The organism is Sinomonas sp. P47F7 (assembly GCF_049332655.1).
Taxonomy (GTDB): Bacteria; Actinomycetota; Actinomycetes; order Actinomycetales; family Micrococcaceae; genus Sinomonas.
In genome coordinates this window covers 4284813-4309143 of record NZ_CP186327.1, presented here as the reverse complement: position 1 = coordinate 4309143, position 24331 = coordinate 4284813, and the positions used below count along the sequence as shown (strand labels likewise).

At 71.2% G+C, this 24331-nt stretch carries 27 protein-coding genes; 23 read left to right on the top strand and 4 right to left on the bottom strand.

Annotation, left to right across the window (positions count from 1 at the left end; genetic code table 11):
- The first annotated feature begins 5 nt into the window (after nt 1–5).
- The 4 genes from ACOKR1_RS20135 (at nt 6) to ACOKR1_RS20120 (ending at nt 4177) form a co-directional block, all read left to right on the top strand.
- Entirely contained in the window at nt 6–791 is a 786-nt protein-coding gene (locus ACOKR1_RS20135; RefSeq protein WP_422934655.1) for a sugar phosphate isomerase/epimerase family protein, read from the top strand.
- On the top strand, nt 788–1906 hold the full coding sequence (locus ACOKR1_RS20130) for a Gfo/Idh/MocA family protein (RefSeq protein WP_422934654.1): 1119 nt from the start codon (nt 788–790) through the stop codon (nt 1904–1906). Before ACOKR1_RS20135 ends, ACOKR1_RS20130 begins: the two co-directional genes overlap by 4 nt.
- Nucleotides 1903–3030 carry a Gfo/Idh/MocA family protein gene (locus tag ACOKR1_RS20125; protein WP_422934653.1) on the top strand — a complete coding sequence of 376 codons (1128 nt, stop codon included), beginning with the start codon at nt 1903–1905 and terminating at the stop codon, nt 3028–3030. The genes ACOKR1_RS20130 and ACOKR1_RS20125 overlap by 4 nt, the downstream gene beginning before the upstream one ends.
- Nucleotides 3031–3172: 142 nt before the next feature.
- A complete protein-coding gene (locus ACOKR1_RS20120) occupies nt 3173–4177 on the top strand; it encodes a sugar phosphate isomerase/epimerase family protein (protein WP_422934652.1) in 1005 nt (334 codons plus the stop codon).
- 201 nt (nt 4178–4378) lie between these two features.
- Here the strand turns inward: ACOKR1_RS20120 and ACOKR1_RS20115 are convergent, their stop codons facing one another.
- On the bottom strand, nt 4379–4630 hold the full coding sequence (locus tag ACOKR1_RS20115) for a hypothetical protein (protein ID WP_422934651.1): 252 nt from the start codon (nt 4628–4630) through the stop codon (nt 4379–4381).
- Here ACOKR1_RS20115 and ACOKR1_RS20110 point away from each other — a divergent pair.
- Entirely contained in the window at nt 4587–5183 is a 597-nt protein-coding gene (locus tag ACOKR1_RS20110; protein WP_422934650.1) for an IclR family transcriptional regulator, read from the top strand. The two genes, ACOKR1_RS20115 and ACOKR1_RS20110, sit on opposite strands and share 44 nt — an antisense overlap.
- A gap of 134 nt (nt 5184–5317) precedes the next feature.
- On the opposite strand, the gene malQ is transcribed toward ACOKR1_RS20110, so the two are convergent.
- A complete protein-coding gene (gene malQ, locus ACOKR1_RS20105) occupies nt 5318–7498 on the bottom strand; it encodes a 4-alpha-glucanotransferase (protein ID WP_422934649.1) in 2181 nt (726 codons plus the stop codon).
- Between the two features lie 131 nt (nt 7499–7629).
- The gene (locus ACOKR1_RS20100) at nt 7630–7764 is read right to left on the bottom strand and encodes a hypothetical protein (RefSeq protein WP_422934648.1); all 135 of its coding nucleotides are present in this window, start codon (nt 7762–7764) and stop codon (nt 7630–7632) included.
- On the opposite strand from ACOKR1_RS20100, the gene ACOKR1_RS20095 reads away from it, so the two are divergent.
- From ACOKR1_RS20095 to ACOKR1_RS20015, 17 genes are all read left to right on the top strand, one after another.
- On the top strand, nt 7763–8086 hold the full coding sequence (locus ACOKR1_RS20095) for a flagellar FlbD family protein (protein WP_422934647.1): 324 nt from the start codon (nt 7763–7765) through the stop codon (nt 8084–8086). The two genes, ACOKR1_RS20100 and ACOKR1_RS20095, sit on opposite strands and share 2 nt — an antisense overlap.
- 11 nt (nt 8087–8097) lie before the next feature.
- Nucleotides 8098–8898 carry a motility protein A gene (locus tag ACOKR1_RS20090; RefSeq protein WP_422934646.1) on the top strand — a complete coding sequence of 267 codons (801 nt, stop codon included), beginning with the start codon at nt 8098–8100 and terminating at the stop codon, nt 8896–8898.
- Complete coding sequence (locus tag ACOKR1_RS20085; protein ID WP_422934645.1) at nt 8895–9695, top strand: flagellar motor protein MotB; 801 nt, start codon at nt 8895–8897, stop codon at nt 9693–9695. The genes ACOKR1_RS20090 and ACOKR1_RS20085 overlap by 4 nt, the downstream gene beginning before the upstream one ends.
- A gap of 145 nt (nt 9696–9840) precedes the next feature.
- The gene (locus ACOKR1_RS20080; protein WP_422934644.1) at nt 9841–10740 is read left to right on the top strand and encodes a flagellar motor switch protein FliM; all 900 of its coding nucleotides are present in this window, start codon (nt 9841–9843) and stop codon (nt 10738–10740) included.
- Nucleotides 10737–11429 (top strand): flagellar motor switch protein FliN, encoded by a 693-nt coding sequence (fliN, locus tag ACOKR1_RS20075; RefSeq protein ID WP_422934643.1) that lies wholly within the window; start codon nt 10737–10739, stop codon nt 11427–11429. Before ACOKR1_RS20080 ends, fliN begins: the two co-directional genes overlap by 4 nt.
- On the top strand, nt 11430–11924 hold the full coding sequence (gene fliO, locus ACOKR1_RS20070) for a flagellar biosynthetic protein FliO (protein WP_422934642.1): 495 nt from the start codon (nt 11430–11432) through the stop codon (nt 11922–11924).
- Nucleotides 11921–12760 carry a flagellar type III secretion system pore protein FliP gene (gene fliP, locus ACOKR1_RS20065; RefSeq protein WP_422934641.1) on the top strand — a complete coding sequence of 280 codons (840 nt, stop codon included), beginning with the start codon at nt 11921–11923 and terminating at the stop codon, nt 12758–12760. The genes fliO and fliP overlap by 4 nt, the downstream gene beginning before the upstream one ends.
- 2 nt (nt 12761–12762) lie before the next feature.
- Entirely contained in the window at nt 12763–13038 is a 276-nt protein-coding gene (gene fliQ, locus ACOKR1_RS20060) for a flagellar biosynthesis protein FliQ (RefSeq protein ID WP_422934640.1), read from the top strand.
- 19 nt (nt 13039–13057) lie between these two features.
- Nucleotides 13058–13816, top strand: coding sequence for a flagellar biosynthetic protein FliR (locus ACOKR1_RS20055; protein WP_422936696.1), 759 nt, complete (start codon nt 13058–13060; stop codon nt 13814–13816).
- Nucleotides 13817–14962, top strand: coding sequence for an EscU/YscU/HrcU family type III secretion system export apparatus switch protein (locus tag ACOKR1_RS20050; RefSeq protein ID WP_422934639.1), 1146 nt, complete (start codon nt 13817–13819; stop codon nt 14960–14962).
- Nucleotides 14959–17013: a flagellar biosynthesis protein FlhA gene (locus ACOKR1_RS20045; protein ID WP_422934638.1), complete on the top strand. Its 2055-nt coding sequence runs from the start codon at nt 14959–14961 to the stop codon at nt 17011–17013. Before ACOKR1_RS20050 ends, ACOKR1_RS20045 begins: the two co-directional genes overlap by 4 nt.
- Nucleotides 16991–18010 (top strand): hypothetical protein, encoded by a 1020-nt coding sequence (locus ACOKR1_RS20040; protein ID WP_422934637.1) that lies wholly within the window; start codon nt 16991–16993, stop codon nt 18008–18010. Before ACOKR1_RS20045 ends, ACOKR1_RS20040 begins: the two co-directional genes overlap by 23 nt.
- Nucleotides 18011–18047: 37 nt before the next feature.
- Nucleotides 18048–18284, top strand: a complete 237-nt coding sequence (locus tag ACOKR1_RS20035; protein WP_422934636.1) for a carbon storage regulator — start codon at nt 18048–18050, stop codon at nt 18282–18284.
- A 332-nt stretch (nt 18285–18616) separates the two neighbouring features.
- On the top strand, nt 18617–19429 hold the full coding sequence (locus ACOKR1_RS20030) for a sigma-70 family RNA polymerase sigma factor (protein ID WP_422934635.1): 813 nt from the start codon (nt 18617–18619) through the stop codon (nt 19427–19429).
- 77 nt (nt 19430–19506) lie between these two features.
- Nucleotides 19507–20766, top strand: coding sequence for a Re/Si-specific NAD(P)(+) transhydrogenase subunit alpha (locus ACOKR1_RS20025; protein ID WP_422934634.1), 1260 nt, complete (start codon nt 19507–19509; stop codon nt 20764–20766).
- Nucleotides 20766–21089: an NAD(P) transhydrogenase subunit alpha gene (locus ACOKR1_RS20020; protein WP_415855482.1), complete on the top strand. Its 324-nt coding sequence runs from the start codon at nt 20766–20768 to the stop codon at nt 21087–21089. Before ACOKR1_RS20025 ends, ACOKR1_RS20020 begins: the two co-directional genes overlap by 1 nt.
- Nucleotides 21086–22471: an NAD(P)(+) transhydrogenase (Re/Si-specific) subunit beta gene (locus ACOKR1_RS20015; RefSeq protein WP_422934633.1), complete on the top strand. Its 1386-nt coding sequence runs from the start codon at nt 21086–21088 to the stop codon at nt 22469–22471. Before ACOKR1_RS20020 ends, ACOKR1_RS20015 begins: the two co-directional genes overlap by 4 nt.
- A gap of 41 nt (nt 22472–22512) precedes the next feature.
- Here ACOKR1_RS20015 and ACOKR1_RS20010 read toward each other — a convergent pair whose 3' ends face one another.
- On the bottom strand, nt 22513–23199 hold the full coding sequence (locus tag ACOKR1_RS20010; RefSeq protein WP_422934632.1) for a GntR family transcriptional regulator: 687 nt from the start codon (nt 23197–23199) through the stop codon (nt 22513–22515).
- A gap of 121 nt (nt 23200–23320) precedes the next feature.
- Here ACOKR1_RS20010 and ACOKR1_RS20005 point away from each other — a divergent pair, with 121 nt between their 5' ends.
- Entirely contained in the window at nt 23321–24307 is a 987-nt protein-coding gene (locus tag ACOKR1_RS20005) for an ornithine cyclodeaminase family protein (protein WP_422934631.1), read from the top strand.
- The last annotated feature ends 24 nt before the right edge of the window (nt 24308–24331 follow it).

The window sequence follows — 24331 nt, the reverse complement described above, 5'->3', positions numbered from 1 at the left end:
TCCCCATGGCCTATTCCGTCCAGCTCTACACAGTCCGCGACGCGATCGAGGCGGACCTGCCGGGCGCCGTCCGGCGGCTCGCCGAAATCGGCTACACCCAGGTCGAGCCCTACAAGTTCGCCGAGCGCGCCGAGGAGTTCGCCGCGGCGTTCGCCGAGAACGGCATCACCGCGCCCACGGGCCACGCGCCGCTCCTGTCCGCGGACCAGGACGAGATCTTCGCGGCCGCGAAGCGCCTGGGCATCGGCACAGTGATCGATCCCTACCTCCCCGCCGAGCACTGGCAGGACGCCGAGACCATCCGCGACACCGCGGCCCGGCTCAACGCGGCGGCGAAGAAGGGCGCCGAGTACGGCATCCGCGTGGGCTACCACAACCACAACTGGGAGCTTGAGTCGAAGGTCGAGGGCACCTCCGCGCTCGAGTACTTCGCGTCCCTGCTCGACCCCGAGCTCGTCCTCGAGGTCGACACGTACTGGGCCGCCCAGGGTGGCGTGGACCCTGCGGCGCTGCTCGAGCGGCTCGGCGAGCGGGTCGTGGCGATCCACATCAAGGACGGCCCGCTCAACGGGGACCGCTTCGCGCAGGTCCCCGCGGGTCAGGGCGAGGTCGACGTGTGGGGCGTCATCAGCGCCGCGAAGCACCTCGAGGTCGGCGTTGTCGAGTTCGACGAGTACGCCGGGGACATCTTCGACGGCGTCGCCGCGTCCCTGCGCTACCTCGAGGCCGGCGCCGCCGGTTCTTCAGCTGCGCCGGCTGCCGTCCCGTCGGCGGAAGAGGCCGCCAAGTGAGCCGCGGACCGGTCGGCGTCGCCGTCATCGGTGCGGGCGTCATCAGCAAGCAGTACCTGGACAACCTCACCAAGTTCCCGGATGTGAAGGTCCATGTGATCGCGGACCTGTTCCCGGAGGCCGCCAAGGCCCGCGCCGAGGAGTACGGCATCGCCGAGCACGGCACCCCGGAGCTCGCGTTCGGGCACCCCGACGTCGAGATCATCGTGAACCTCACGATCCCGGCCGCGCACGTCGAGGTCGCCACGACGGCCGTGCGCGCGGGCAAGCACGTGTGGAGCGAGAAGCCGTTTTCGCTCGACCGCGAAAGTGGTCTCTCCCTGTTGGAAGAAGCAGCCGACGCCGGGCTGCGGCTCGGGTGCGCCCCCGACACTTTCCTCGGGGCTGGCCTGCAGACGGCCCGGCGGGTGATCGAGCGCGGCGACATCGGCGTCCCGCTCACCGCCCAGACGGTGTTCCAGACTCCCGGCCCGGAGTCGTGGCACCCGAACCCCGCGTTCCTGTTCCAGCAGGGCGCCGGGCCGCTGTTCGACATGGGCCCGTACTACCTCACGGCCCTCGTGCAGACCTTCGGCAGCGTGCGCCGCGTCGCCGCGCTCGGCTCGAAGGCCAAGGCCACGCGGGTCATCGGCTCCGGCCCGAAGGCTGGGGAGGAGTTCGAGGTCGAGGTCCCCACGCATGTGAGCGCGCTCGCGCAGTTCGAGTCCGGGGCGTCCTCGCACAGCATCTTCAGCTTCGAGTCCCCGCGCCTGCGGATGGGCTTCGTCGAGATCACCGGCACCGAGGCCACGCTCTCCCTCCCGGACCCGAACTACTTCGACGGCGACCTTGAGATCTGCAAGGCCGGCGAGCACGAGTGGACCAAGATCCCCACGACCGGCCCCGCGAACGGCCGCGGCATGGGCGTGCTCGACATGGCCCGCTCGATCCGCGCCGGTGAGCCCCACCGCGCCACGGGCCAGCTCGCCTACCACGTCCTCGACACCATGGTGGCGATCTCCGAGTCGATCGACTCCGGTGCGTTCACCGACGTCGCCAGCTCGGCGCCGTCGTCCGCTCCCATCCCCGAAGACTGGGCGCCGGAAGAAGCGACGCTAGACGGGGTGCTCGCATGAGCCGTCCGCTCGGTGTTGCCGCGATCGGGTACGCGTTCATGGGCAAGGCGCATTCGCAGGCGTGGCGGAACGTTGCCGCGTACTTCGAGGTGCCGGCCGTCGAGCAGCGCGTGCTCGTGGGCCGGGACGCCGAGCAGGTCGCGGAGACGGCGGCGCGGTACGGGTGGGCGGAGTCGGCGACGGACTGGCGCGAGGTGATCGGCCGGGACGATGTGGACATCGTCGACATCTGCGCCCCAGGGTGGCTGCATGCCGAGATCGCGGTCGCGGCGCTCGAGGCGGGCAAGCACGTGCTCGTGGAGAAGCCGCTCGCGAACTCGCTGGGGGAGTCGGAGCGGATGGTCGCCGCGGCCCAGGCAGCTCGTGCGCGCGGGGTGCAGTCGATGGTGGGGTTCAACTACCGGCGCGTGCCCGCCCTCGCGTACGCGCGGCAGCTCATCGCGGACGGGCGGCTGGGGGCGGTGCGGGAGGTCCGCGCGTCCTACCTTCAGGACTGGCTCGCGGACTCCGGCTCGCCCATGACCTGGCGGCTGCGGAAGGAGACCGCGGGGTCGGGGGCGTTGGGGGATATCGCCTCGCACGCGATCGACCAGGTCCAGTTCCTGCTCTCCGACACGGTGACCGAGGCCTCGGGCCGGCTGCAGACCTTCGTGTGGCGCCGGCCCGGGCCGTCCGGGGTCGAGGAGGTGACGGTCGACGACGCCGCGTGGGCCACGCTCGTGCTCTCCGGCGGGGCGGTTGCCTCGGTGGAGGCCTCCCGGGTTGCCCTGGGGCGGAAGAACTCGCTGCGGATCGAGGTGTACGGGTCCGCGGGGGCGCTCGCGTTCGACCTCGAGCGGCTCAACGAGCTCGAGTTCCTCGACGCGTCCGGGCCCGTGGCGGAGCAGGGGTTCCGGCGGATCGTCGTGACCGAGCCCGAGCACCCGTACCTTGAGGCGTGGTGGCCGCAGGGGCACGTGATCGGGTGGGAGCACACGTTCACGCACCAGATCCGCGACTTCCTGGCAGCGATCCGCGACGGCAACCCGCCCTCGCCCTCGTTCGAGGAGGGGCTGCAGGTCCAGCGCGTCCTCGCGGCGATCGAGGAATCCGCGGCCGCCAAGTCCGCGATCGTCCACCTCTGAGCCGGGTGGTGTCCCTTCCTGCTCAGTGAGGCAGGTGAAACCCGGACCGCACCGGCGCGTCGGCTCCCGGCGCGCCGGGACAAGAACCCTATGTGGGCACGAACGGACAGCCCCGACGAACCGAAACGAACCAAGGAGAGAAATGTCCCGCCCGTTTACCCTGTTCACTGGCCAGTGGGCCGATCTGACTCTTGAGGAGGTGGCCCGGTATGCCTCGGGGTGGGGTTATGACGGGCTCGAGATTGCCGTGTCGGGGGAGCACCTTGACGCGTGGCGGTGGGACGACGAGGCGTACATCGCCGAGCGGCTGGGCATCCTCGAGAAGTACGGCCTGAAGCTCTTCGCGATCTCGAACCACCTCAAGGGCCAGGCGGTGTGCGATGACCCGATCGACTTCCGCCACCAGGCGATCGTCGGCTCTCGCGTGTGGGGCGACGGCGAGCCTGAGGGGGTGCGCCAGCGGGCGGCGGAGGAGCTGAAGAACACCGCGCGCCTGGCCAGGGCGCTGGGTGTGAAGACCGTGGTCGGGTTCACCGGGTCCTCGATCTGGCAGTATGTGGCGATGTTCCCGCCGGTTCCGGCGTCGGTGATCGAGGCTGGGTACCGGGACTTCGCCGACCGGTGGAACCCGATCCTGGACGTGTTCGACGAGTGCGGGGTCCGCTTCGCCCATGAGGTGCACCCCTCGGAGATCGCCTACGACTACTGGTCCACGAGGCGCGCGCTCGACGCGGTGGGGAACCGGGCCGCGTTCGGGCTGAATTGGGACCCGTCGCACATGATGTGGCAGGGCCTGGACCCGGTCGCGTTCATCACGGACTTCGCCGACCGGATCTACCACGTGGACTGCAAGGACACCCGGATGCGGATGGGCAACGGCCGGGCCGGGATCCTCTCCTCGCACCTGCCCTGGGGCGACCCCCACCGCGGCTGGGACTTCGTCTCGGCCGGGCGCGGGGACGTCCCGTGGGAGGACTGCTTCCGGGCCCTGACCGCGATCGGCTACGACGGGCCGATCTCCGTGGAGTGGGAGGACGCCGGCATGGACCGCCTCCAGGGCGCCCCGGAGGCCCTCGCCGCGCTGAAGAGGTTCGACTTCGCCCCGAGCGCCCAGTCCTTCGACGCCGCCTTCAGCAACCAAGGCTGAGACTCCGTTGCGCCGTCACGTCCGCGTGGTGCGCACCCTGCGGACGTGACGGCGCAACACGGACGGACGACGGCGGGCGGCGGCTCACGCTGGAAGCCGCCACCCGCCGTCGTCGGTCCTCGCGTGGGACAAGACCGTCCCTTGGCGCGGACGGGACGGCCGTGCCGCGGGGCCGACGGTCGTGGTGCCGAACCGGGACCGTCAGGCGCCGCCGGGCTCCGGGCGGTAGTCCGGATCGAGGTGGTGCCGGGGCGTGAGGAAGTTGTCCGTGAACTCGCCCCGCGAGACCTTCACGGGGATCTCGCCTTCGAGGCCGAGCTCGACTATGTCGTTCCCGGACTTGAGCTCCTCCGGCGTGAGCGCCTCGATTCGCAGCGCGACCTGGCCGGCTTGCGCGATGCTTCGCGAGATGGGGCTCGTCGAGGAGGCGGGGCGGAGCAAGTACCGGCTCACGATGCGGCTCGTCGCGCTCAGCCAGACGGCCCGGCGCGCCACGTCGCTCATCGACGTGGTCCAACCGTTCATGCAGGCGCTTGCCGCGGAGACTGACGAGACCGTGCTCCTGGTCCAGCCCATTGCGGGGCTGCCCGTGTGCACGCATCGGATCGAGGCCGAGCGGCGGCTGCGGCTCTCGTTCGAGGTCGGGCAGTACCTCCCGCCCCTGCGCGGGGCGAGCGCGCACCTCGTGATGGGCGCCATGGCCGAGGGCGAGCGCCTTCGTTACGTCGAGGAGGCGATCTCCCGGGGGGAACGCCCCCCGGTCTCGGGGGTCGAGGGGTTCCTCGAGGAAGTGCGCCGCGACGCCGATCGCGGCTGGTCCGTGAGCCGCGAGGAGATTGACGAGGGCGTGTGGAGCATGGCCGCGGCGATTCGCAGCGAGGGCAAGTTCGTCGGCTCGCTGTCCGTCCCATGCCCCGCGTTCCGCATGGATGAGGAGAAGTCGGAGCAGATCATCGCCGCCGTGCGGCGCGCGGCGCGGCAGATCAGCGAGACCCTGGGCTCCTAAGCTGGCCGTTGGCCGCGGGCGCCGTCCGTTCGTGCTCAGTTAGCGATGCGCCCCGTCGGCGTGGCATCCGAGACACGCCGACGGGCGGCTCATCGGCGCGGCCAAAGTGAGCAGGAGCGGACGGCCTCCCCGATTCACTGTCCGACCGACTCCCGCACGGTCCGCATGAGGGACGCGAAGCGGGGGTTCGCCGCGAGCTCGTCGAGCAGGATCGCCTCGCCGTCCGGCCCCGCGAGCGGGATCCGCCAGTTCGGGTACTCGAGGTGCGTCCCCGGCTGATTCTGCGTGCGCGTCTCGCCCACCGCGTCGACGAGCGCCACCCCGAGCAGGGACGATGGCGTGAGCGCCGTGAACGCGTACAGCGCCTCGACGATCCGCTGCACGTCCTCGATCGAGCGCCCGCCGGGCCCCGAAACAGCGCCGTCGCTCTGCGGGAGGAGCCCGCGCTCGCGGACCCGCTCGAGCACGGCCTCCTGCTCGGCGGCGTCGGCCGCGCGCTCCTCGTCGACCGGCCGCCGCAGGAGTCCGAGCGACTCGCGCAGCGTCACGTGCTCGCCCGCGAGATACCCGGCCGTGGGCGGAAGGTCGTGCGTGTTGACGCTCGTGAGGCACTGCGCGCGGTACCGCTCGGGCGCGAGGGGAGCGCTGCCGTCGTGCTCGAACCACAGGATCGAGGTGCCGAAGATGCCGCGCTCGGAGAGGTAGTCGCGGACCCATGGCTCGAACACGCCGAGGTCCTCGCCGATGACGATCGCCCCGGCACGCTGCGCCTCGAGCGCGAGGATTCCCACGAGCGCCTCGTGGTCGTAGTAGACGTACGTGCCCTCCTCGGGCCCGGCGTCCTCGGGGATCCACCACAGCCGGAACAGCCCGAGGACGTGGTCCACGCGGATCCCGCCCGCGTGGCGAAGGATGGTCCGGAGCATGTCGCGGAACGCCGCGTACCCCGAGGCCTCGAGGTGGCCGGGATGCCACGGGGGCTGGCTCCAGTTCTGGCCCTGCTGGTTGAACACGTCCGGCGGCGCGCCGACCGCGACTCCGCGGGCCAGGACGCCGGACAGGGTCCACACGTCCGCGCCGTGTGGTTCGACGCCGACCGCGAGATCGTGCACCACGCCGAGCCGCATGTCGGCCCGCTCCGCGACGCGCTGCGCCGACTCGAGCTGCTCGTCGCAGACCCATTGCAGCCATCGGTAGAACTCGATCCGACCCGCGAGCCGCGCGCGCCGCGCGGTCACCGCGGGCGCGTCCGGCCCGGTGAGCTCGGACCACTCGGACGACGACGGCGGCACCGCCTCCCGCAGCGCGCACCACAGCGCGAAGTCGTCCAGACTTGGGCCCAGCTCGGCGCAGAAGCGCCGGTATTGGGCCTCCCGAGCGGGGCTCCGCGGGACCTCGAAGATGAGCCCCAGCGCGGCGAGCTTTGCGTCGAAGCTCGTGTTCCGGTCCAGGAGATCGGCCGCGTGGTTGGCGGGCTGCATGCCCTCGGCGAGGTCCTCGATCTGGGCCCTGGCGGCGGGCTCGAGGTAGCCGAATTCGGCAATCTCCTCGACCCGGATGTAGAGCGGGTTGACGAAGCGGCGCGACGTCGGGAGATACGGCGAGTCCTCGACGGGCGGCGCCGGCTCGGCCGCGTGCAGCGGGTTCACGAGCACGAAGTCCGCGCCCTCCGACCCTGCGATCGCCGCGAGGTCCGCCAAGTCCGCGAAGTCGCCGATGCCCCACGAGCGAGAGGAGCGCACCGAATAGAGCTGCGCCATGACGCCCCACAGCCGCCGGTCCACGAGCCCTTCCGTGGTGTGGAGCCGCACGGGTGTGACGACGAGCGGACACTCGGCCGTGTGGCCCTCGGCGTCCGCGTGCAACGTGTGCCAGCCGAGCGGGAGGTCCTGGGGGAGAGCGAAGGTCGCGCGGCCGGTGAGGACGCCGTCGACCTCGCGCGGCTGCTCCCAATCTTCCTCTTGGGCCACCTCGTGGCGGCTCCCGTCCTCGGCCGTGACCCACACCCGGACGTCCGTTCCGTGCGGCACATGGACGCGGACCCGGTAGTCCCAGCCCTCGCGCTGCACGACGACGGGCGGGAGGAAGCGCCGCCACGGCGCCAACTCGTGCTCCGCGAGCGAGGCCTCGACCGCCTCGGGGGTCTCGGTCCGGACGCCTAGCGCCGTGAGGACCTTGCGAAGCGTCGTGGGGGAGACGGCCCGCTCGACGCCGTCCCACCCATAGAAGGACGTTGCGACGCGGTGCCGTTCCGCGAGTTCGAAGAGGAGTTGGTCTACGTTTTCGTGCCGGGCATGCTCGGTTCCGTCCACCATGGCCCCACTTTATGCCGCGCTACTCTCGCCGCGCCCGCGTCCATGGCGTCTGGTTGCGCTCTTGTCCGTTTCCAACTGCCCCGGAGCCGTGTTGGCGGGTGGCGCGCTCTTGCACGACTGATAGGGAACGATCAACCGGACTGGAGCGCGTGGCGCGGACGACGACGGCGGTGCGCGCCGCCCGTCGTCGTCCTTACCGCGCCGCCCCGCCCGCCGATAGAGGGGAGGGAAAGCGCCCCGCCCAGCACGACCAGAAACGGCCCCATGATCGTTGTCACCCGCCTCAACGGGTCCCGCTTCGCGGTCAACCCGGACCTCATCGAGCGCATTCAGGAGAACCCTGACACGACGCTCGTCATGGTTGAGGGGACCACCTACGTGGTGCGGGAGAGCCTCGCCCACGTCATCGGGCTCATCGCCGACTACCGCGCGCTCGTCCTCGCGACCGCGAGCGGGCTCCCCGTGATGGAGGGGCAGCGGCTCAGCCTGGTGCCCAAGCCGGCGGACGGCGGCGGCGCGGACGACGACGAACCCGACGGCGCGGACGGCACCGGCCGCGCGACCCCCCTCCGGCCCGGCCAGCGTTAGGAACACGCACCATGGACCCCTCTGTCGTCGTCGGCCTGCTGCTTGCGTTCGGCTCGGTCGTCGCGATCGTGACGCTGGAAGGCTCGAACATCTCGGCGCTCCTCCTGCCGCCGCCCATGATCCTCGTGTTCGGTGCAACGCTCGCCGTGGGCCTCGCGGGCAACACGCTCAAGGACACGCTCCAGGCGTTCAAAGCCGTCCCCGGGGCCCTCGTGGGCAAGGCCCCGAAGCCGCAGGAGAGCATCGACAAGATCATCGCGCTCGCGGAGAAGGCCCGCGCCGAGGGCCTCCTATCGCTCGAATCCGAGGCGGGCGACGCCCAAGACCCATTCCTCGCGCGCGCGCTCCAGAACGTGGCCGATGGCACGGACGCCGAGGAGCTCCGCGTCATGATGGAGGACGAGATCGGCACGAAGTCGCGCGCCGATCACGCAAACTCCAAGTTCTTCGCCGCGCTCGGCGGCTACGCCCCAACGGTCGGGATCATCGGCACGGTCGTGTCCCTCACGCACGTTCTCGAGAACCTCTCGGACCCGGGGAAGCTCGGCCCCATGATCGCGAGCGCCTTCGTGGCCACGCTGTGGGGCCTGCTCTCGGCCAACTTCATCTGGCTCCCGTTCTCGTCCCGCATCGCGCGGCTCTCCGAGCTCGAGGTCGAACGCATGACCCTCGTCATGGAGGGCGTCCTCGCCGTTCAGGAGGGCGCGCAGCCCATGCTTCTCGCGGACAGGCTGCGGGCGATGGTTCCGGCGCACCATTTCAAGGGCAAAGGCAGGGCCGACGCGAAGGAGAACGTGAGGGCCGCCGCGTGAGCCCGCGCCGCCGTCGGACACTCAAGAAGCCCGAGCCGTTCCACGTCGACGAGCGCTGGGCCGTCTCGTACATGGACATGATCACGGTCCTGTTCTGCCTCTTCGTGGTCCTCTTCGCGATGTCCGCCGTGGACCAGAACAAGTTCGAGAAGCTCCGGAACTCGCTCGCGACGGGCTTCGGGACCACGGTCACGGACAAGGTCGACACGGCCACGGGCACGGTCGTGCCGCCGGATCAGGCCAACAAGGACGCGCAAGGCTTCTCGAACCTCGACCTCGCGCTCAAGGAGGTGGACCGGCTCACCGCCCTCGAGGCGCAGATGAACAGCAAGCTCACGGCCGCGGGCCTGGGCCACGACGTCCAGTTCCAGATCGATCAGCGCGGCCTGACGGTCAAGCTCGTAGGATCGCAGACGTTCTTCGAGCCGGACAAGTCGGATCTGACCCCCACCGCGGACCGCGTGCTCGACGCCATCACCCCGACCATCGCGCCGACCACGCTCGAGGTCTCGGTCGAGGGCCACGCGGCCAACCTCATCACGGGCTACCCGTCGGTATGGGAGCTCTCCTCGGAGCGGGCCACGAAGGTGCTCCGGTACATGGTCGAGCGAGACGGGCTCCCCGGGCCACGCGTCGGGGCCACGGGCTACGGGGCCTCGCGCCCGGCGAACGCCGACCAGACGGACGCGGAGCACGAGCAGAACCGGCGCGTCGACGTCGTCGTCCTCTCGGACCAGCCCGAAGCGGTGCGCGCGCTCATCCCGGAGGCGCTCAAGGCCCGCGCCACGGGGAAGTAGGTTCGCTCGTGCTCATGTCAGCCGGGCGGCCTCGGCGCGCCGCGCGGGGCTCGCCGAGGTGAAGGGCGCCGACCGCATCCAAAGTGAGCAGGAAGGAACGCGGGCGCTCCTAACCGCAGCCCGGCCCCTGCCGATAGTCCGGGGCGTGACAGTGCAGGACCTCGAAGTGCCCGCCCCGAAGATCATCGAGGCGTACGACTTCCGGCGTCCCACGACCCTGGCCCGCGAGCACAGCCGCATCCTCGAGGCCGGCTTCGAGACGTTCGCGCGGCAGTGGGGCACGCAGCTCACGGCCAAGGTCCGCGTCAAGTCCACGGTGACCGCCGAATCGCTCGTGATGCAGTCCTACGACGACTACGTCGCCTCGCTCCCGTCCACGACGTCGATGGTGCTGTGCGTCATGGACGGTCAGGCCAGTTCCGGGAAGATGGTCGTGCAGTTCCCCACCCCGGCGGCGCTCGGCTGGGTGGCCCGCATGCTCGGCGGGCACGGCGACAAGTCCGGCCTCGAGCGCAAGTTCACGCCGCTCGAGTACGCGCTCATCAAGACGCTCGTCGACGAGGCCCTCGACGTCCTCTCGTACTCCCTCGGCGGCCTGCTCGCGGGCACGGCCCACGTCGACTCCATCCAGTACAACTCGCAGTTCGCCCAGGCGGCCGCGACGACCGACCTCATGATCGCCGTCGGCTTCTCGGTGCACGTCGGGGACTCCGCGACGGACGTCACCCTCGCGATCCCCGCCGACGCTCTCCTCCCGCAGCTCGGCGCCGTGAACCCCATGGCGAGCAGCGCGAACGCGGCCGAACTGGTCCGGGGCCAGCTCGCGCACGTTCCGGTCGAGGTCGCGGTGCGGCTTTCGCCCGCGTCCGTCACGCCCAGCCAGATCCTCAACCTCGCGGTGGGGGACCTGATCTTCCTTCCGCACCCCGAGCACGAGCCGTTCCACGTCGCCGTCGGCGGCAAGGGCCTCGCCCAAGCGATGGTCGTCCGCAAGGGTTCGCGCGTCGCGGCCCGCATCGTCACCCTCGAGGAGAACCTCCCGTGAGCAACCTGGCCCTCCACGCCTCGGCCGCCGAGCGGCTCGCCGCGTCGCTTCCCGTCCCCGGTCTCGCGGTGACGGGCGCCGTCGACGCGGGCGCGCGGGACGTCGCCGGAACGACCGTCGTCTCGGCCTCGTTCGTGGGCTCGCTCAGCGCGGACTTCGCGCTCGCCCTGGTGAGCGCCGAATTCGTCGCCGAGGCCGGGGGACGAACGACGGCGCGCCCCACCGACGTGCTGCGGCCCGCCTTCGAGAGCGTGGCCGAGGCGTTCGACGGCGGGGTGCTCGCCGAGCTGGCCGACGGCGACCCGGCGGCGGTCTTCGCCGACCCGGACGCCGCGGTCTACGAGATCTCGGACGGCGGGGCACCGTTCGGCTGGTTCGCCGTCCGGATCAGCGAGGGCCTCGCGGGCGCCGCTGACGCCGGGGACGCGGCCTCTTTCGCGGGACGGCTCGGCCGGATTCACGACGTCGAGATGGCGCTCACGGTCGAGATCGGCCGGACGCGCATGAGCGTGCGCGACGCGCTGGCCATGGAACCGGGGAAGGTCATTGAGCTGGACCGCTCGGCGGGCGCCCCGGTGGACGTGCTGCTCAACGGGCGCAAGATCGCGCTCGGCGAGGTGGTCGTGGTGGACCAGGACTACGGCGTGCGGATCACGCGGATCCTCGACGTCGCTGAGGCCCCGCGCTGAATGGACCAGCTCATCCTGGGCCTTCGGGTCCTCGTCTCCCTTGCTGCCGTGCTCGGGCTCATGTGGCTGCTCGCCCGGCGCCTGCGGCGCGGGGCGGCCGTGCCGAAGGCCAAGGCACTCACCGTCGTGTCGCGCCAGGCCGTGGGGCCGAAGGCGTCAGTCGTCCTTGTGGACACGGACGGGCGCAGATTCCTGCTCGGGGTGACCGAGCACGGGATCAGCGTCCTGCATAGTGGAGAGGCGGAGGCCCTCGAACCCGTTGGCATCGCGGGGTCCCCTGAGCCGTCCCCTGCCCTCGAGCCCGTGTCGGACCCCGAGCCGACGCCGCTCTCGCGCCGCGCCGCGCGGCACGCAGTCGACCCCTCCGCCTTCGACCGGGAGCTGGACCGGCAGCTCGGCAACGGCCCCGAGGCTCAGCCCCTTGCGGGCTCGATTCTCGACCTCGACACGTGGCGGCAGGCCGCGGGCGTGCTCCGAGCCGGTCGCCGGCCGTGACGCGCGGCGGTCTCGCGCTCCGGGCGGGTCGGGTCGCCGTCGTCGTCCTTCTCGCGGCGGTGGCGGTCTATGCGGTGCTGCTCGTGAGTTCGGCCGCGGTGCACGCCGCTCCCGTGGGCCCCGCCCAGCCGAGCGCCCCCGCGACGCCGACCCCGGCGCCGCAGTCCGGTGCCCTGAGCCTGCAGATCAACGCGCCGGACAACGCCCCCTCGGCCGCGGTCGTGACGCTCATCGGCATCACACTGCTCTCGGTTGCGCCCGCGCTCCTGCTCATGATGACCTCGTTCACCAAGATCTTCGTGGTGCTCGCCATGACCCGGAACGCGCTCTCGCTCCAGTCCGTGCCGCCCAATCAGGTGCTCTCGGGGCTCGCGCTCTTCCTCTCGCTGTTCATCATGTGGCCCGTGGTGAGTGACATCAACACCGCCGCCGTCCAGCCCTATCTGGGCGGCCACCTCGACTTCGGGGGGGCGTTCAGCGCCGCGGCCGCGCCCCTCTCGAAGTTCATGGTCGCGCACACGCGGCAGGAGGACATCGCGCTCATGACCCGCGCCGCGGGCCTCGCGAATCCCGCGACGCCCGCGGACACGCCGCTCCAGACGCTCATCCCGGCGTTCATGATCTCGGAGCTCCGCGCGGCGTTCATCATCGGGTTCGTCATCTTCATCCCGTTCCTCATCATCGACCTCGTGGTCTCCGCCGCGCTCATGTCCATGGGCATGATGATGCTCCCGCCGGTCATGATCTCGCTCCCGTTCAAGATCCTCCTGTTCGTGCTCGTGGACGGCTGGGACCTCATCATCACCGCGCTCATCCAGAGCTATCGGGGAGGCTGAGCATGAACACCTCCGCCGTGCTCGACATCTGCCTTCAGGCCCTCCTCGCCTCGGCCAAGCTCGCGGCACCCGTGCTCATCACGTCTCTCGTGGTGGGGCTCGCGATCTCGCTCGTCCAGTCGATCACCCAGCTCCAGGAGGCAACGCTCTCCTTTGTGCCGAAAGCCGTCGCGGTGGCCATCGCTCTCGTGGTGTGCGGGCACTGGATGATCTCCGAGATGGTGGGCTTCACGAACGATCTGTTCGCCCGCATCCCCAGCCTCCTGAACGGTTCGTGAGCGGATGAACATCCCGGCCCTGAATGTGCCCATCGACCAGGCCTTCATCGAGGCCATGATCCTCGCCGCCGTGCGGATGACGGCGTTCCTGTTCGTCGCGCCGCCGTTCGCCCACAACGCGTTCCCGGCGCGCATCAAGGCCATGCTCGGCGTGGGGCTCGGCCTCGCCGTCGCGGCCCGGGCAGGGCGTGGCTACGCGCCGCGGGACACGGCCGGCTTCTTCACGGGGCTCGTCCTCGAGGCCGTCGCGGGGCTCGCGCTCGGTTTCCTCGTGTACCTCGTGTTCGCCGCGATCCAGTCTGCGGGCTCGCTCATCGACCTCTCGAGCGGCTTCCAGATGGCGCAGGGCTACGACCCGCAGAGCATGGTCAACGGGGCGCAGTTCACCCGGCTCCTCCAGATGGCCGCGCTCGCGCTGCTCTTCTCCTCCGACGGCTATCAGCTCGTCCTCGGGGGCCTCACGAGTACGTTTACGGCGCTCCCGCTCGGCGGCGGCCTGGACCTCTCCCGCCCGGTCGAGGCCATGACCGCCGCCGTCACCGGGATGTTCGTCTCCGCCGTGCAGATCGCGGGGCCGCTCATGGTCGTGTTGTTCCTCGCCGACCTCGGGCTCGGCCTCCTGACCCGCGTCGCCCCGGCGCTCAATGCGTTCCAGATGGGCTTCCCGCTCAAGGTGCTCCTCACCGTGACGCTCGCGAGCTTCATGTTTCTGGCGCTCCCGCGCATCGTGTCCTCGCTCGCGCAGCAGGCCGCCCAGCTGCTGCTGGGGGTGGGGTGAATGGCTGAGCCCGGGGAGCGCACCGAGCAGGCCACCGACAAGCGCCTGCGCGAGGTCCGGTCCAAGGGCCAGCTCTCGCGCTCGCAGGACCTCACGGCGTGGCTCGCCGTCGGCGCGGCCGCCCTCATGCTCCCGTTCACGGTCTCCCAGGCCGCGAATTCGGGGACTGCGCAGCTGTTCGCCGTCGCCTCGATCATCCGGAGCCCGGACCCCGGGAAGGCCGTCGAGGCGCTGTCCGACGGGCTCGGCTCGCTCGCGGGGACGCTCGGCCCGCTCGCGGCGGTCGTGTTCGGGGTCGTGTTGGCAGGCTCCGCGGTGCAGGGCGGCGTCCACTTCAAGAAGTTCGCGGTCTCGTTCGAGCACTTCAACCCGCTCGCGGGACTCAAGCGCACGTTCGGGGTCCAGGCGCTGTGGGGCGGGGTGAAGGCGCTCGCGAAGACCGCCGTCGTCGGTCTCGTGCTGTGGAGCGTCGTCGAGGGGCTCGTCCCGGTGCTCATGTCGGCGGGCGGCCTCCCGCTCTCCGGCGTGCTCGCCGCGGCGGGAGACGGCGCGGCGTCCCTCCTCCGGTTCGCCGTCGGCGCGGGGCTCCTGCTCGCGTTCGCGGACTTGTTTGTCGTCGTCCGCCGGAACCGCACCAAGACCCGCATGACAAAGCGCGAGGTCAAGGAGGAGACCAAGACGAGCGAGGGCGATCCGCTCATCCGCTCGCAGCGCCGCTCGCGCCAGCTCGCCATGTCCCGCAACCGCATGATCGCCGCGGTGGCGGGGGCCGACGTCGTCCTCGTCAACCCGACGCACGTCGCGGTCGCGCTCAAGTACGAACCCGGGAAGTCCGCGCCGCGCATCGTCGCGAAGGGCGCCGGGACCGTCGCCGCGCGGCTGCGCGAGGAGGCCGAGAGGGAGCGCGTGCCCATGGTCCGCGACGTCCCGCTGGCCCGCGCGCTGCACGGCGCGTGCGAGATCGGGGACGAGATCCCGGTCGAGTTCTACACGGCCGTGGCGGGCGTGCTCGCGTTCGTCATGGCGCTCAAGGCCTGCGGCGCGGCTGCGGGCCTGCACACTGTGCCCCCACTTCACCCGCCCCGCCACCCGAACCCGCCCCGCCACCCGAACCCGCCCCGCCACCCGCATGGAGCCCGCGCATGAACCGAAACCTCGCCCGCCTGGCCGTCCCGGTCGGCATCGTCGGGATCGTGCTCCTGCTCGTGGTGCCGGTGCCCGCGCCGCTGCTCGACGTGCTGATCGTGTGCAACATCCTGCTCGCGCTCGTGATCCTCCTGACCGCCATGTTCGTCAAGCGGCCGCTCGACTTCTCCGTGTTCCCGTCCCTCCTGCTCGTCGCGACGCTCTTCCGCTTGGGTCTCAACGTGGCCTCGACGCGGCTCGTCCTCGGGCAGGGCTATGCGGGGCAGGTCATCGACGCGTTCGGCAAGGTCACGGTGGGCGGCTCGATGATCATCGGCGCGGTCGTGTTCGTGATCCTCGTGGTGATCCAGTTCGTCGTCGTGACGAAGGGCGCCGAGCGCGTGGCCGAGGTCGGGGCACGCTTCACGCTCGACGCGATGCCCGGCAAGCAGATGGCGATCGACGCCGACCTCAACGCGGGCCTCATCACGGACGTCGTCGCGCGGCAGCGCCGAGCCGAGGTCTCCGCAGAGGCCGACTTCTACGGCGCGATGGACGGCGCCTCGAAGTTCGTCAAGGGGGATGCGATCGCGGGCATCGTCATCATCGTGGTCAACATCGTGGGCGGGCTCGGCGTCGGCATGGCCCAGCGCGGGCTCTCGATCACGGACGCGCTCAACACCTACTCGCTCCTCACCATGGGCGACGGCCTCGTCTCCCAGATCCCCGCCCTCCTCATGGCAGTCTCGACCGGCATGATCGTCACGCGCTCGAACGCCGAGGCGGACCTCGGCCAGGCCGCCTCGACCCAGCTCTCGCAGTCCCGCAACGCCCTCCTCATCGCGGGGATCGCCGCGGTGGTCATGGCGCTCATCCCGGGCATGCCGCCGCTGCCCTTCCTCGGCGTGGGCGGGGCGCTCATCGTCGCCTCCCGCCGGATCCGGCCAGCGGACGACGGCGGTGCTGCCGCCGGCGCGTCCGGCACCGCTGGCAGCGGCGCGGGCGAGGCGGAGCAGGACCCGAATCAGCGGCTCATGGAGGAGATGCGGGTTCATCCCCTTGAAATCCTCCTGGCCCCCGATCTCGTGGACCTCGTGGGCGGCTCGCCAGACGATCTGCTCGCGCGCGTGAAATCGTTGCGGCACAAGATCGCGATGGACCTCGGCGTCGTCATTCCGCCGGTGCGGACCCGGGATTCCGTGGAGCTCCCGCCGGCCACGTACGCGATCCGCATCGCGGGGGTCGAGGCGGGGCGCGGGACGGCCCCAGCCGGGAAGCTCCTCGCGCTCGGGGACTTCTTGGACGCCTTGCCGGGCGCCGCCGTCGTCGAGCCCGTCTTTGGGCTCGCCGGGAAATGGGTGCCGGCCGAGATGCGGCACAGCGCCGAGATGACCGGTGCGACCGTGATCGACCGCGTGAGCGTGCTCGTCACGCACCTCTCCTCGATCGTGGGCTCGAATGCGGCCCGCCTGCTCTCGCGTGAGGACGTCCGCGTGCTCACGGAGGGCGTCAAAGCCGGCAGCCCGGCCGCCGTCGAGGAGCTCACGCCCGGGCTCCTTTCCCTTGCAGAAATTCACCGCGTGCTCCAGGGCCTCCTCGCAGAGCAGGTGCCCATCAACGACCTCACACGCATCTACGAGGCGCTCACGCTGCGAGCGAAGGCCTCGACCGAACCGGAAGGCCTCATCGAGGCAGCCCGGCTCGCGCTCGGCCCCGCGCTCGTGGGGCGGTTCATGGACGGCGAGCGGCTCACCGTCATCACGATCGAGCCGGGGCTCGAGCAGACGCTCGTACAGGATCTGCGGCCCGCGGAGAACGGGACGCAGCTCGTCATGGACCAGGCCAAGCTCGACGCGATCATGACCTCGCTCAGCTCGGCCGTCGCGGCCGCGGAGTCCTCTGGCAAGAGCCCCGTGCTCGTGTGCGCTCCCGTGCTGCGCCCGGCGGTCCGGAAGATGGTGCCGCTGCCGCCCAGCGGCGTGCCCGTGCTCTCCTACGCGGAGGTCACGTCGACGAACGTGAACATCGAGACGATCGGGGTGGTGCGCCTTGGCTCAGCAGTTCCTGCTTAGGGGCACGACGCTCGAGGACGCGAGCCGGCAGGCAGCCGAGCTCTACGGCCCCGAGGCGCGGATCGTGCGGGCCGAGCGCGTGCTCGACGGCGGGATCGGCGGCTTCCTCGGACGGCGGCACGTCGAGGTCACCGTCCACGTCCCGGGCGACGGCGAGCCCGCCGTCGTTGCCGTCGAGCCCGCGATTCCGCACGTCCTCGCCGGGCGGGCCGGGATCGCGGCGCTGCTCGACGACGCCGACCGGGCCGAGGACTCGCTGCGCGCCGCCGGCGGGCCATCGGGTTCCGCCGCCGCCTCGACCGCCGTCCGGCAGGCCGTCTCCCGCGCCGTCTCGCCCGAGGCAGTCTCGACACAGGCGGTGGGCTTCGACGAGCTGCTCGAGCGGCTGCGGAGCGAAGTGGTCCTCGAGGAACGCGTCCCCGTTCCTCTCTCGGCGCCGGGCGACCTCATCCTCGTCGCGGGGCTCGGGGACACTGCGTCCGGCGTGGCGCGGGACATGGCGCGCGACGGTTCGCGCTGGGAGCTGTATGACGCGAGCCCCGACCTCGGCGGTGCCGATGTCGGGGACGCTGGCTCGGAGGGCCTGCCTGCGGGAAGCCTGTCCCCGGGCCTGTCCCCGGGGAGCCTGCGCCTCGGGAGCCTCCGCCTGGGTGGCGTCCTGCTCGGGAGCAGACGGGACGCGATGGCCGCGCGGGCGCGGGGCGTCGAGACCGAGACGGCGGTCGTCGTCGCCTGCTCGCTGGGTTCGGTTGCGGACGGGCTGCCGTTTCTCGGTCTTGCCGCAAGCCTCGGCGCCGATCAGGTGTGGTTCGTGGCGGACGCCCGGCACAAGCCGGAGGAGACGGCCGACTGGGTCGCCGCGGCGCGCGCCCACCTGCCCGTCGACGCCCTCGCGGTGGTGGGCGCCCGCGAAACCCGGACGGCCCGCAGCATCAACGGCCTCGGAATCCCCGTAGGCTGGGTTGACGGATCACCTGCACCACGGACGGTGCTCTGAGCAGGCGCCGGGCCTGCCATGCCACGGAAGGGAAGCCATGCTCGTACTGACGCGCAAGCCGGGCGAGAAGATCATGATCGGGGACGAGATCGTCATCACGTTCCTCGAGAGCCGTGGCAGCGAGGGAATCAGGATCGGTATCGACGCGCCCCGTCACCTCGCGATCAAGCGCGAGGAGATCTTCGAGGCGGTGGCCGGTGCGAACCTCGAGGCGGCGCAGGCCTCCGCCGACCCGGCCGACATCCTGAGGGGCCTCCCGGGCTTCCCGGAGTAACCGGCCCCGCCGCCGCCCGGCCCCGCCGCCCGGCGCCGTCGTCCCGCCGTCGTCCCGCGTCGCCGTCCCGCCGTCGTCCGTCGTGAAGCCGGGGAAGCCGGAACGGAAGTTGGGGGAAGCCGACGCCGAAACCGGGGAAGCCGCCCGCGACGCCGGGGCCGTTTGACCCGCCTCAATGACTCGCTCTGTCAATCCACGCGACACGCCGCACAAATGGACATGTAAAACCCCGCGCCCACATAGAAATAGACATGTCCAATGAGTCGCGCGGTCCTCCGTGACCTGCGATTTCTCTCCCGGACTCCCGGCAGGCAGGTCTCACAGGGGTGCATGTGGATATCGAAGAACGCAACCGTCTCGTGGTGGAGAACCTTCCACTCGTCGGTTACCTCGTCTCCGACCTGTGCGCTCGCGCCACGCACCTCTCGCGCGAGGACATGGCCTCCGCCGGCTCGCTCGGCCTCGTGCTCGCCGCCGAGGCGTTCGACCCGTCCACGGGCGTGCCGTTCGGGGCGTTCGCGCGCCGCCGCATCACGGGGGCCCTCATGGATGAACTCCGCTCGCTCGACTGGGCCGGGCGCGGAACTCGCAAGCGCATCAAGGCCGTCCAGGCCATGACTGAGACGCTCACGAGCGGCCTCGGGCGCGCGCCGAGCCATGACGAGCTCGCCGTGGCGCTCGGCCTCGGCCGGCAGGAGGTCTCCGACGCGCTCACCGACGCCGCCCGCACGGTCGGGGCCCTTGACGAGGCGGTCACAGACTCGCTCGTCGCCGAGTCGATCGGCCCGGAGGAAGCCACCCTCGCCGTCGAGCAGACCCGTTTTGTGCAGGCCGCCGTCGGCTCGCTGCCCGAGCGGCTCCGAGACATTGTCACCGCGATCTACCTCGAGGGCCGCTCGGTCAGGGAGGTCGCGGACGAGCTGGGCCTTACGTCGTCGGCCATCTCCCAGCAGCGCAGCGAGGCGATCCGACTCTTGCGCGAAGGCCTCGCGCTGCACTATCCAGACGCCGCGCCAAGCACCACCGAACCAAGGCCGTCCTCGGCCCGCCGCACCGCCTATCTCGAGAGCTTCGCCGACGCCGTGCGCGGCATGAAGCGCGCCCCGGCCCTTTCGCCGTCGCTCGCCACGCCAGCCGCCTCGTGACCCGCCCCCACCTCGCCCGATCCCCCGCGACCCGCAATACACTTCACCCGTAGGACTCAATGTCGAGGGGAGGCGCTGTGGACGTCGGGATCGCGCGCGAGCGGCTCGCGGGGGAGAGGCGCGTCGCCGCGACGCCGGAGTCGGTGCGGCAGCTCGTGGGGCTCGGGCTCGGGGTGCGGATCGAGGCCGGAGCGGGGGCAGCGGCCGGACACGCCGACGCCGACTATGTCGCCGCGGGGGCCCGCATCGTCGAGGCCCTCGACTACGCCGCGGTCGACGTCCTGGCCCACGTCCGCCCACTCGACCCAGCCACGGCCGCGCGCCTCAAGCCCGGAGCGATCACGGTGGGCCTCGCCTCGCCGTCGACCGAGCTCCCCACGGTCCGCGCGCTGGCCCAGGCACACGTGGGGGCGTTCGCGCTCGAACTCGTGCCGCGCATCTCCCGCGCCCAGTCGATGGACGCGCTCACGTCCCAGGCGCTCGTGACCGGCTACCGCTGCGTCCTGGAGGCCGCGATCCGCTTCCCGCGCTTCTTCCCGCTGTACATGACGGCGGCGGGCACGGTTCCGCCGGCCCGCGTGCTCGTGCTCGGCGCGGGGGTCGCGGGCCTGCAGGCCATCGGCACGGCCAAGCGGCTCGGCGCGCGCGTATCCGCGAACGACATCCGCCCGGCCTCTGCCGACGAGGTCGCCTCGATGGGCGGCACGTTCATCCGGCTGGACGTGGATTCTCCGGAGGCAACAGCGGCATCGGGCGGCTACGCACGCGAGCTCACCGCCGATCGCGGCGCGCTCCAGCGCGAGCTCCTCGCGCCGCACGTCGCGGAGGCTGACGTCCTCATCACCACAGCCGCGGTCCCCGGCCGCCGCGCCCCGATGCTCGTCACGCGGGATATGGTCGCGGCCATGCGGCCGGGGTCGGTCGTTGTCGACATGGCGGCGGAGTCCGGCGGGAACGTCGAGGGCTCGGTCCCGGGAGAGGACGTCGCGGTCGCCACGGCCGACGGCGCGGGCCACGTCACACTCGTGGGCCTCAAGGACGCCGCCTCCGCGATGGCTGCGGACGCCTCGCGCCTCTACGCGAAGAACGTCGCGAACTTCATCGCGCTCATGGTTTCGGACGGGCAGGTGGTCCCGGACTTCGGCGACGAGGTGGTCGCCGGGGCGTGCCTCACGTACGACGGCGACGTGCGGCACGAGCCCACCGCGCAGGCTCTCGCGGCGCTCGCCTCCGCGACGCCCGGCGTGGAGGGGTTCGGCGGGCCGGGCGCGGGGGTGCCGGGCGCGGGCGTGTCCGGCAGGCGGGCCGAAGACGACGTCGAGGGAGGAGCGGGCTGATGGGCGGAATCGAGCTGCTCACGATCACGGTGCTGGCCGTGTTCGTGGGCTTCGAGGTGGTCTCGAAGGTGTCGAGCATCCTGCACACGCCGCTCATGTCCGGGGCGAACGCGATCCACGGCATCATCCTCGTGGGAGCCATCACGGTGGCCGGCCAGGCGACGGACGGATGGGTGCTCGCGGTGGCGCTGCTCGCCGTGGTCCTCGCCACGGCCAATCTCGTGGGCGGGTTCGTGGTGACGGACCGCATGCTCGAGATGTTCAGGGGCCGGAATGCCCCCGGGCAGGATGGCCGGAATGCCGCGAAGGAGGGCGCGAAGTGAACCCCGAGTCCGCCATTCTCGACCCGACCTGGACTGCGCTGCTGTATCTCCTCGCGGCGGTCTGCTTCATCCTTGCGCTCAAGGGGCTGAGCTCGCCCAAACACGCTCGGCGCGGCAACCTCGTGGGTGCTTTTGGCGCGCTCGTGGCCCTCGTGACGGTGTTCCTCGCGAGCCGGCTCGTGAACATTCCGTGGATCCTTGGGGCGATTGTCGTCGGTGCCGCGGTGGCCGCGCCGGTTGCACGCCGGGTCAGGATGACGCAGATGCCGCAGCTCGTGGCGATGTTCAACGGCGTGGGCGGCGGCGCGGCGGCGCTCGTGGCGCTGCTCGAGCTTCCGCATGCCGACGACGGCTGGCTCAGGCTCGCGATCGCCTTCACGCTGCTTGTCGGGGCGGTCTCGTTCGCGGGCTCGTGCGTCACGTTCGCGAAGCTGCAGGAGCTCATGACCACGCGCCCCGTCGTGTTCCCGGGCCTGCCCGTGGTCATGGGGGTGGTGCTCGTTGCGGCGGTGGGTGCGGGGGCCGCCGTCGTCATGAGCGGATCGGCGGGGGTCGCCGTCGTCCTTCTCGTGGTGGGCCTCGTGGTCGGCGTGCTGCTCGTCCTGCCCGTGGGCGGGGCGGACATGCCGATCGTCATCTCGCTGCTCAATGCGTTCACGGGTCTCGCCGTCGCCGCGTCGGGGCTCGTGCTCGGGAACGTGCTGCTCGTCGTCGCGGGGACGCTCGTGGGCGCGTCCGGCACGATCCTCACCAGGCTCATGGCCGCGGCGATGGGCCGCAGCGTGGCCGGCATCATGTTCGGTGCGTTCCGGGGAGGCTCGACGGCAGGGTCCACGACGGTTAGCGAACGGCCCGTGCGGTCCTCGAGCGCGGAGGACGTCGCGATCCTGCTGGGCTACGCGCAGCGCGTCATCATCGTGCCGGGGTACGGGCTCGCCGTCGCTCAGGGGCAGCACACGGCCGCCGAGCTCGCGCAGGCGCTGGAGGCGCGCGGCATCGACGTCGAGTTCGCCATCCATCCCGTGGCGGGCCGCATGCCCGGGCACATGAACGTGCTCCTCGCGGAGGCCAACGTCCCGTACGAATCGCTCAAGGAGATGAGCGAGGTCAACGGGGACTTCAAGCAGGCCGACGTCGCCCTCGTGGTCGGGGCCAACGACGTGGTCAACCCCGCCGCGAAGTCCACGCCCGGCTCGCCGATCTACGGCATGCCGATCCTCGAGGCGGGCGACGCGCGGCAGGTCGTGTTCCTCAAGCGGTCCATGCGGCCGGGGTTCGCGGGGATCGAGAACGAGCTCCTCTACGAGCCGCAGACCACGCTCCTGTTCGGCGATGCGAAGGAGTCGCTCACGAAGGTGCTGACGGCGGTCAAGGCCCTCTGACCGGCCCGCCGCCCCTTGGTTTCGGGTGCGGAAACGCCGGCCTAGGGGCGGGCGCCGAGCTGCCGCTCAACGATCGGGAGCGACTCGGCCCGGCTCTCTTCGACGTGCGCGAAGGAAAGGGCCGCGGCGAGCTCGGCGTTGCCGCGAATGATCGCCTGGACGATGGCAACGTGCTCGCGGTAGAGCTCCCTCTGGTCACGATCCTTCGCGATGTGGAACAGCCGCCTCACGTGGCCGCTGACCGGCGTCATGAGCTTTTGAAGCAGTCGGTTGCCGCTGAGCGTCACGATCTCCTCGTGGAGGCGCGAGTTCAGGTCGGCGATCTGATCCTCGTCGTCGGCCTCCGTCGCCTCGTGGGCACGGGCGAGGAGGGCTTCGAGCGCCGCCGGCGGCGCCCCCGCGGCGCAGGCCCGCGCCGCGAGCCGGGCCGCGAGCACCTCGAGGCTCGAGCGCACATCGAAGAGTTCCTGCACCGCGCTGACCGACATGGGGACGACGACGGCGCCCCGGCGCGGGAGCGTCTCGATGTAGCCTTCGCTCTCCAGCTGGGGGAGCGCCTCGCGCACGGGCACGCGTGAGACCTGGAGCCCCTCGGCGATCTCACGCTCGCGGAGGCGCGCGCCCGGCGGCAACGTGCCGTCAATGATCCGCTCGCGCAACCACTCGTAGACGCCGTTCGCGCGCGATCCGGACCCCGGTTCTTCGTCGAGCGAAACCTCTGCAGGCATGGCGTCCCTCCCCTGAAGTGAACTTTCGGCCATCGTACCGTCGCAGGCGGCAGTCACCGGGAGGTCCGTTTTGGCATGCCAAACAGGTCTATCGTGAGAGAACGTCGAGCAAAGGAGACGCATGACACTCATCCTGACGGCCTCGGACCTCACAGCCCTCGCGGATATGGAGGCCACGATCGAGGCCGTGGAGCGGAGCTTCGCCGACCTCGGTTCCGGCTTGGCCTGCCAGCCGGGCCCGACGTCGATGCAGCTTCCGTCCTCCGATGCCAGATATCTCGTGATGGCCGGAGCCTCGGCCCCCCAGGGACTCGTCGCTTCGAAGCTCCTGAGCGACATCCCCGGGAACGGGAGCCGAGGCCTTCCGTCTCAGCGCTCGTCCATCATCCTGGCCGACGCCGAGACGGGCGAGACGCTCGCGCTCCTCGACGGGCGCGTGCCGACGCGCATCCGGACGGCGGCCGCGAGCGCGGTGGCCACGGGCCGGCTCGCCCGCCCGGGCAGCACCGTGCTCGGCTTGGTTGGCGCCGGCGCGCTCGCCGTCGCGCACCTCGAGGCCATCGCCAAGGTCTCGAGGGTCGAGACGGTCGTGGTGTGGTCGCGGACCGCTTCCACGATCGACGCCTTCCGCAGGCAGGTCGAATGGGCCGAGGTCAGCGTCGTTGCCGCCTCGAGCGTGCAGGAGGCCGTGGAATCGAGCGACATCCTGTGCACCCTCACGCCGTCCGAGGTTCCGATCGTGCATGGCAGCTGGTTCGGCCCCGGCCTCCATGTCAACGCGGTCGGCGCCCGGCCTCGCCCCACCCACCGCGAAGTCGACGCCGAGGCCATGCGGCGATCCCGCGTCGTCGTCGACAGCCTCGAAACGGCCCTCGCCAAGTCCGGCGACCTCCTCCTCGCCGTCGAGGAGGGGGCCATCGCGGCCGGGGACGTGGCCGGCGAACTCGGCCAGGTTCTGGTTGGGACGGTGGCCGGCCGCGAGAGCGATGACCAGATCACGCTCTTCAACTCGGTCGGCATCGGCCTTCAGGACCTCGCGATCGGCCGCATCCTGTACGACGCCGCCCTCGAGCGAGGCGTCGGCCTGCACCTCGACCTCAGCAGCTGAATCCGGCTGCGCGGCAGCAACTCC

Excerpts from the sequence above, each read along its gene's own strand:
- ACOKR1_RS20135 (WP_422934655.1), top strand. The coding sequence starts at position 6 with ATGGCCTATTCCGTCCAGCTCTACACAGTCCGCGACGCGATCGAGGCG.
- ACOKR1_RS20125 (WP_422934653.1), top strand. The coding sequence starts at position 1,903 with ATGAGCCGTCCGCTCGGTGTTGCCGCGATCGGGTACGCGTTCATGGGC.
- ACOKR1_RS20120 (WP_422934652.1), top strand. The coding sequence starts at position 3,173 with ATGTCCCGCCCGTTTACCCTGTTCACTGGCCAGTGGGCCGATCTGACT.
- ACOKR1_RS20110 (WP_422934650.1), top strand. The coding sequence starts at position 4,587 with ATGGGGCTCGTCGAGGAGGCGGGGCGGAGCAAGTACCGGCTCACGATG.
- malQ (WP_422934649.1), bottom strand. The coding sequence starts at position 7,498 with ATGGTGGACGGAACCGAGCATGCCCGGCACGAAAACGTAGACCAACTC.
- ACOKR1_RS20095 (WP_422934647.1), top strand. The coding sequence starts at position 7,763 with ATGATCGTTGTCACCCGCCTCAACGGGTCCCGCTTCGCGGTCAACCCG.
- ACOKR1_RS20100 (WP_422934648.1), bottom strand. The coding sequence starts at position 7,764 with ATGGGGCCGTTTCTGGTCGTGCTGGGCGGGGCGCTTTCCCTCCCCTCT.
- ACOKR1_RS20090 (WP_422934646.1), top strand. The coding sequence starts at position 8,098 with ATGGACCCCTCTGTCGTCGTCGGCCTGCTGCTTGCGTTCGGCTCGGTC.
- fliO (WP_422934642.1), top strand. The coding sequence starts at position 11,430 with ATGGACCAGCTCATCCTGGGCCTTCGGGTCCTCGTCTCCCTTGCTGCC.
- fliQ (WP_422934640.1), top strand. The coding sequence starts at position 12,763 with ATGAACACCTCCGCCGTGCTCGACATCTGCCTTCAGGCCCTCCTCGCC.
- ACOKR1_RS20050 (WP_422934639.1), top strand. The coding sequence starts at position 13,817 with ATGGCTGAGCCCGGGGAGCGCACCGAGCAGGCCACCGACAAGCGCCTG.
- ACOKR1_RS20045 (WP_422934638.1), top strand. The coding sequence starts at position 14,959 with ATGAACCGAAACCTCGCCCGCCTGGCCGTCCCGGTCGGCATCGTCGGG.
- ACOKR1_RS20035 (WP_422934636.1), top strand. The coding sequence starts at position 18,048 with ATGCTCGTACTGACGCGCAAGCCGGGCGAGAAGATCATGATCGGGGAC.
- ACOKR1_RS20020 (WP_415855482.1), top strand. The coding sequence starts at position 20,766 with ATGGGCGGAATCGAGCTGCTCACGATCACGGTGCTGGCCGTGTTCGTG.
- ACOKR1_RS20010 (WP_422934632.1), bottom strand. The coding sequence starts at position 23,199 with ATGCCTGCAGAGGTTTCGCTCGACGAAGAACCGGGGTCCGGATCGCGC.
- ACOKR1_RS20005 (WP_422934631.1), top strand. The coding sequence starts at position 23,321 with ATGACACTCATCCTGACGGCCTCGGACCTCACAGCCCTCGCGGATATG.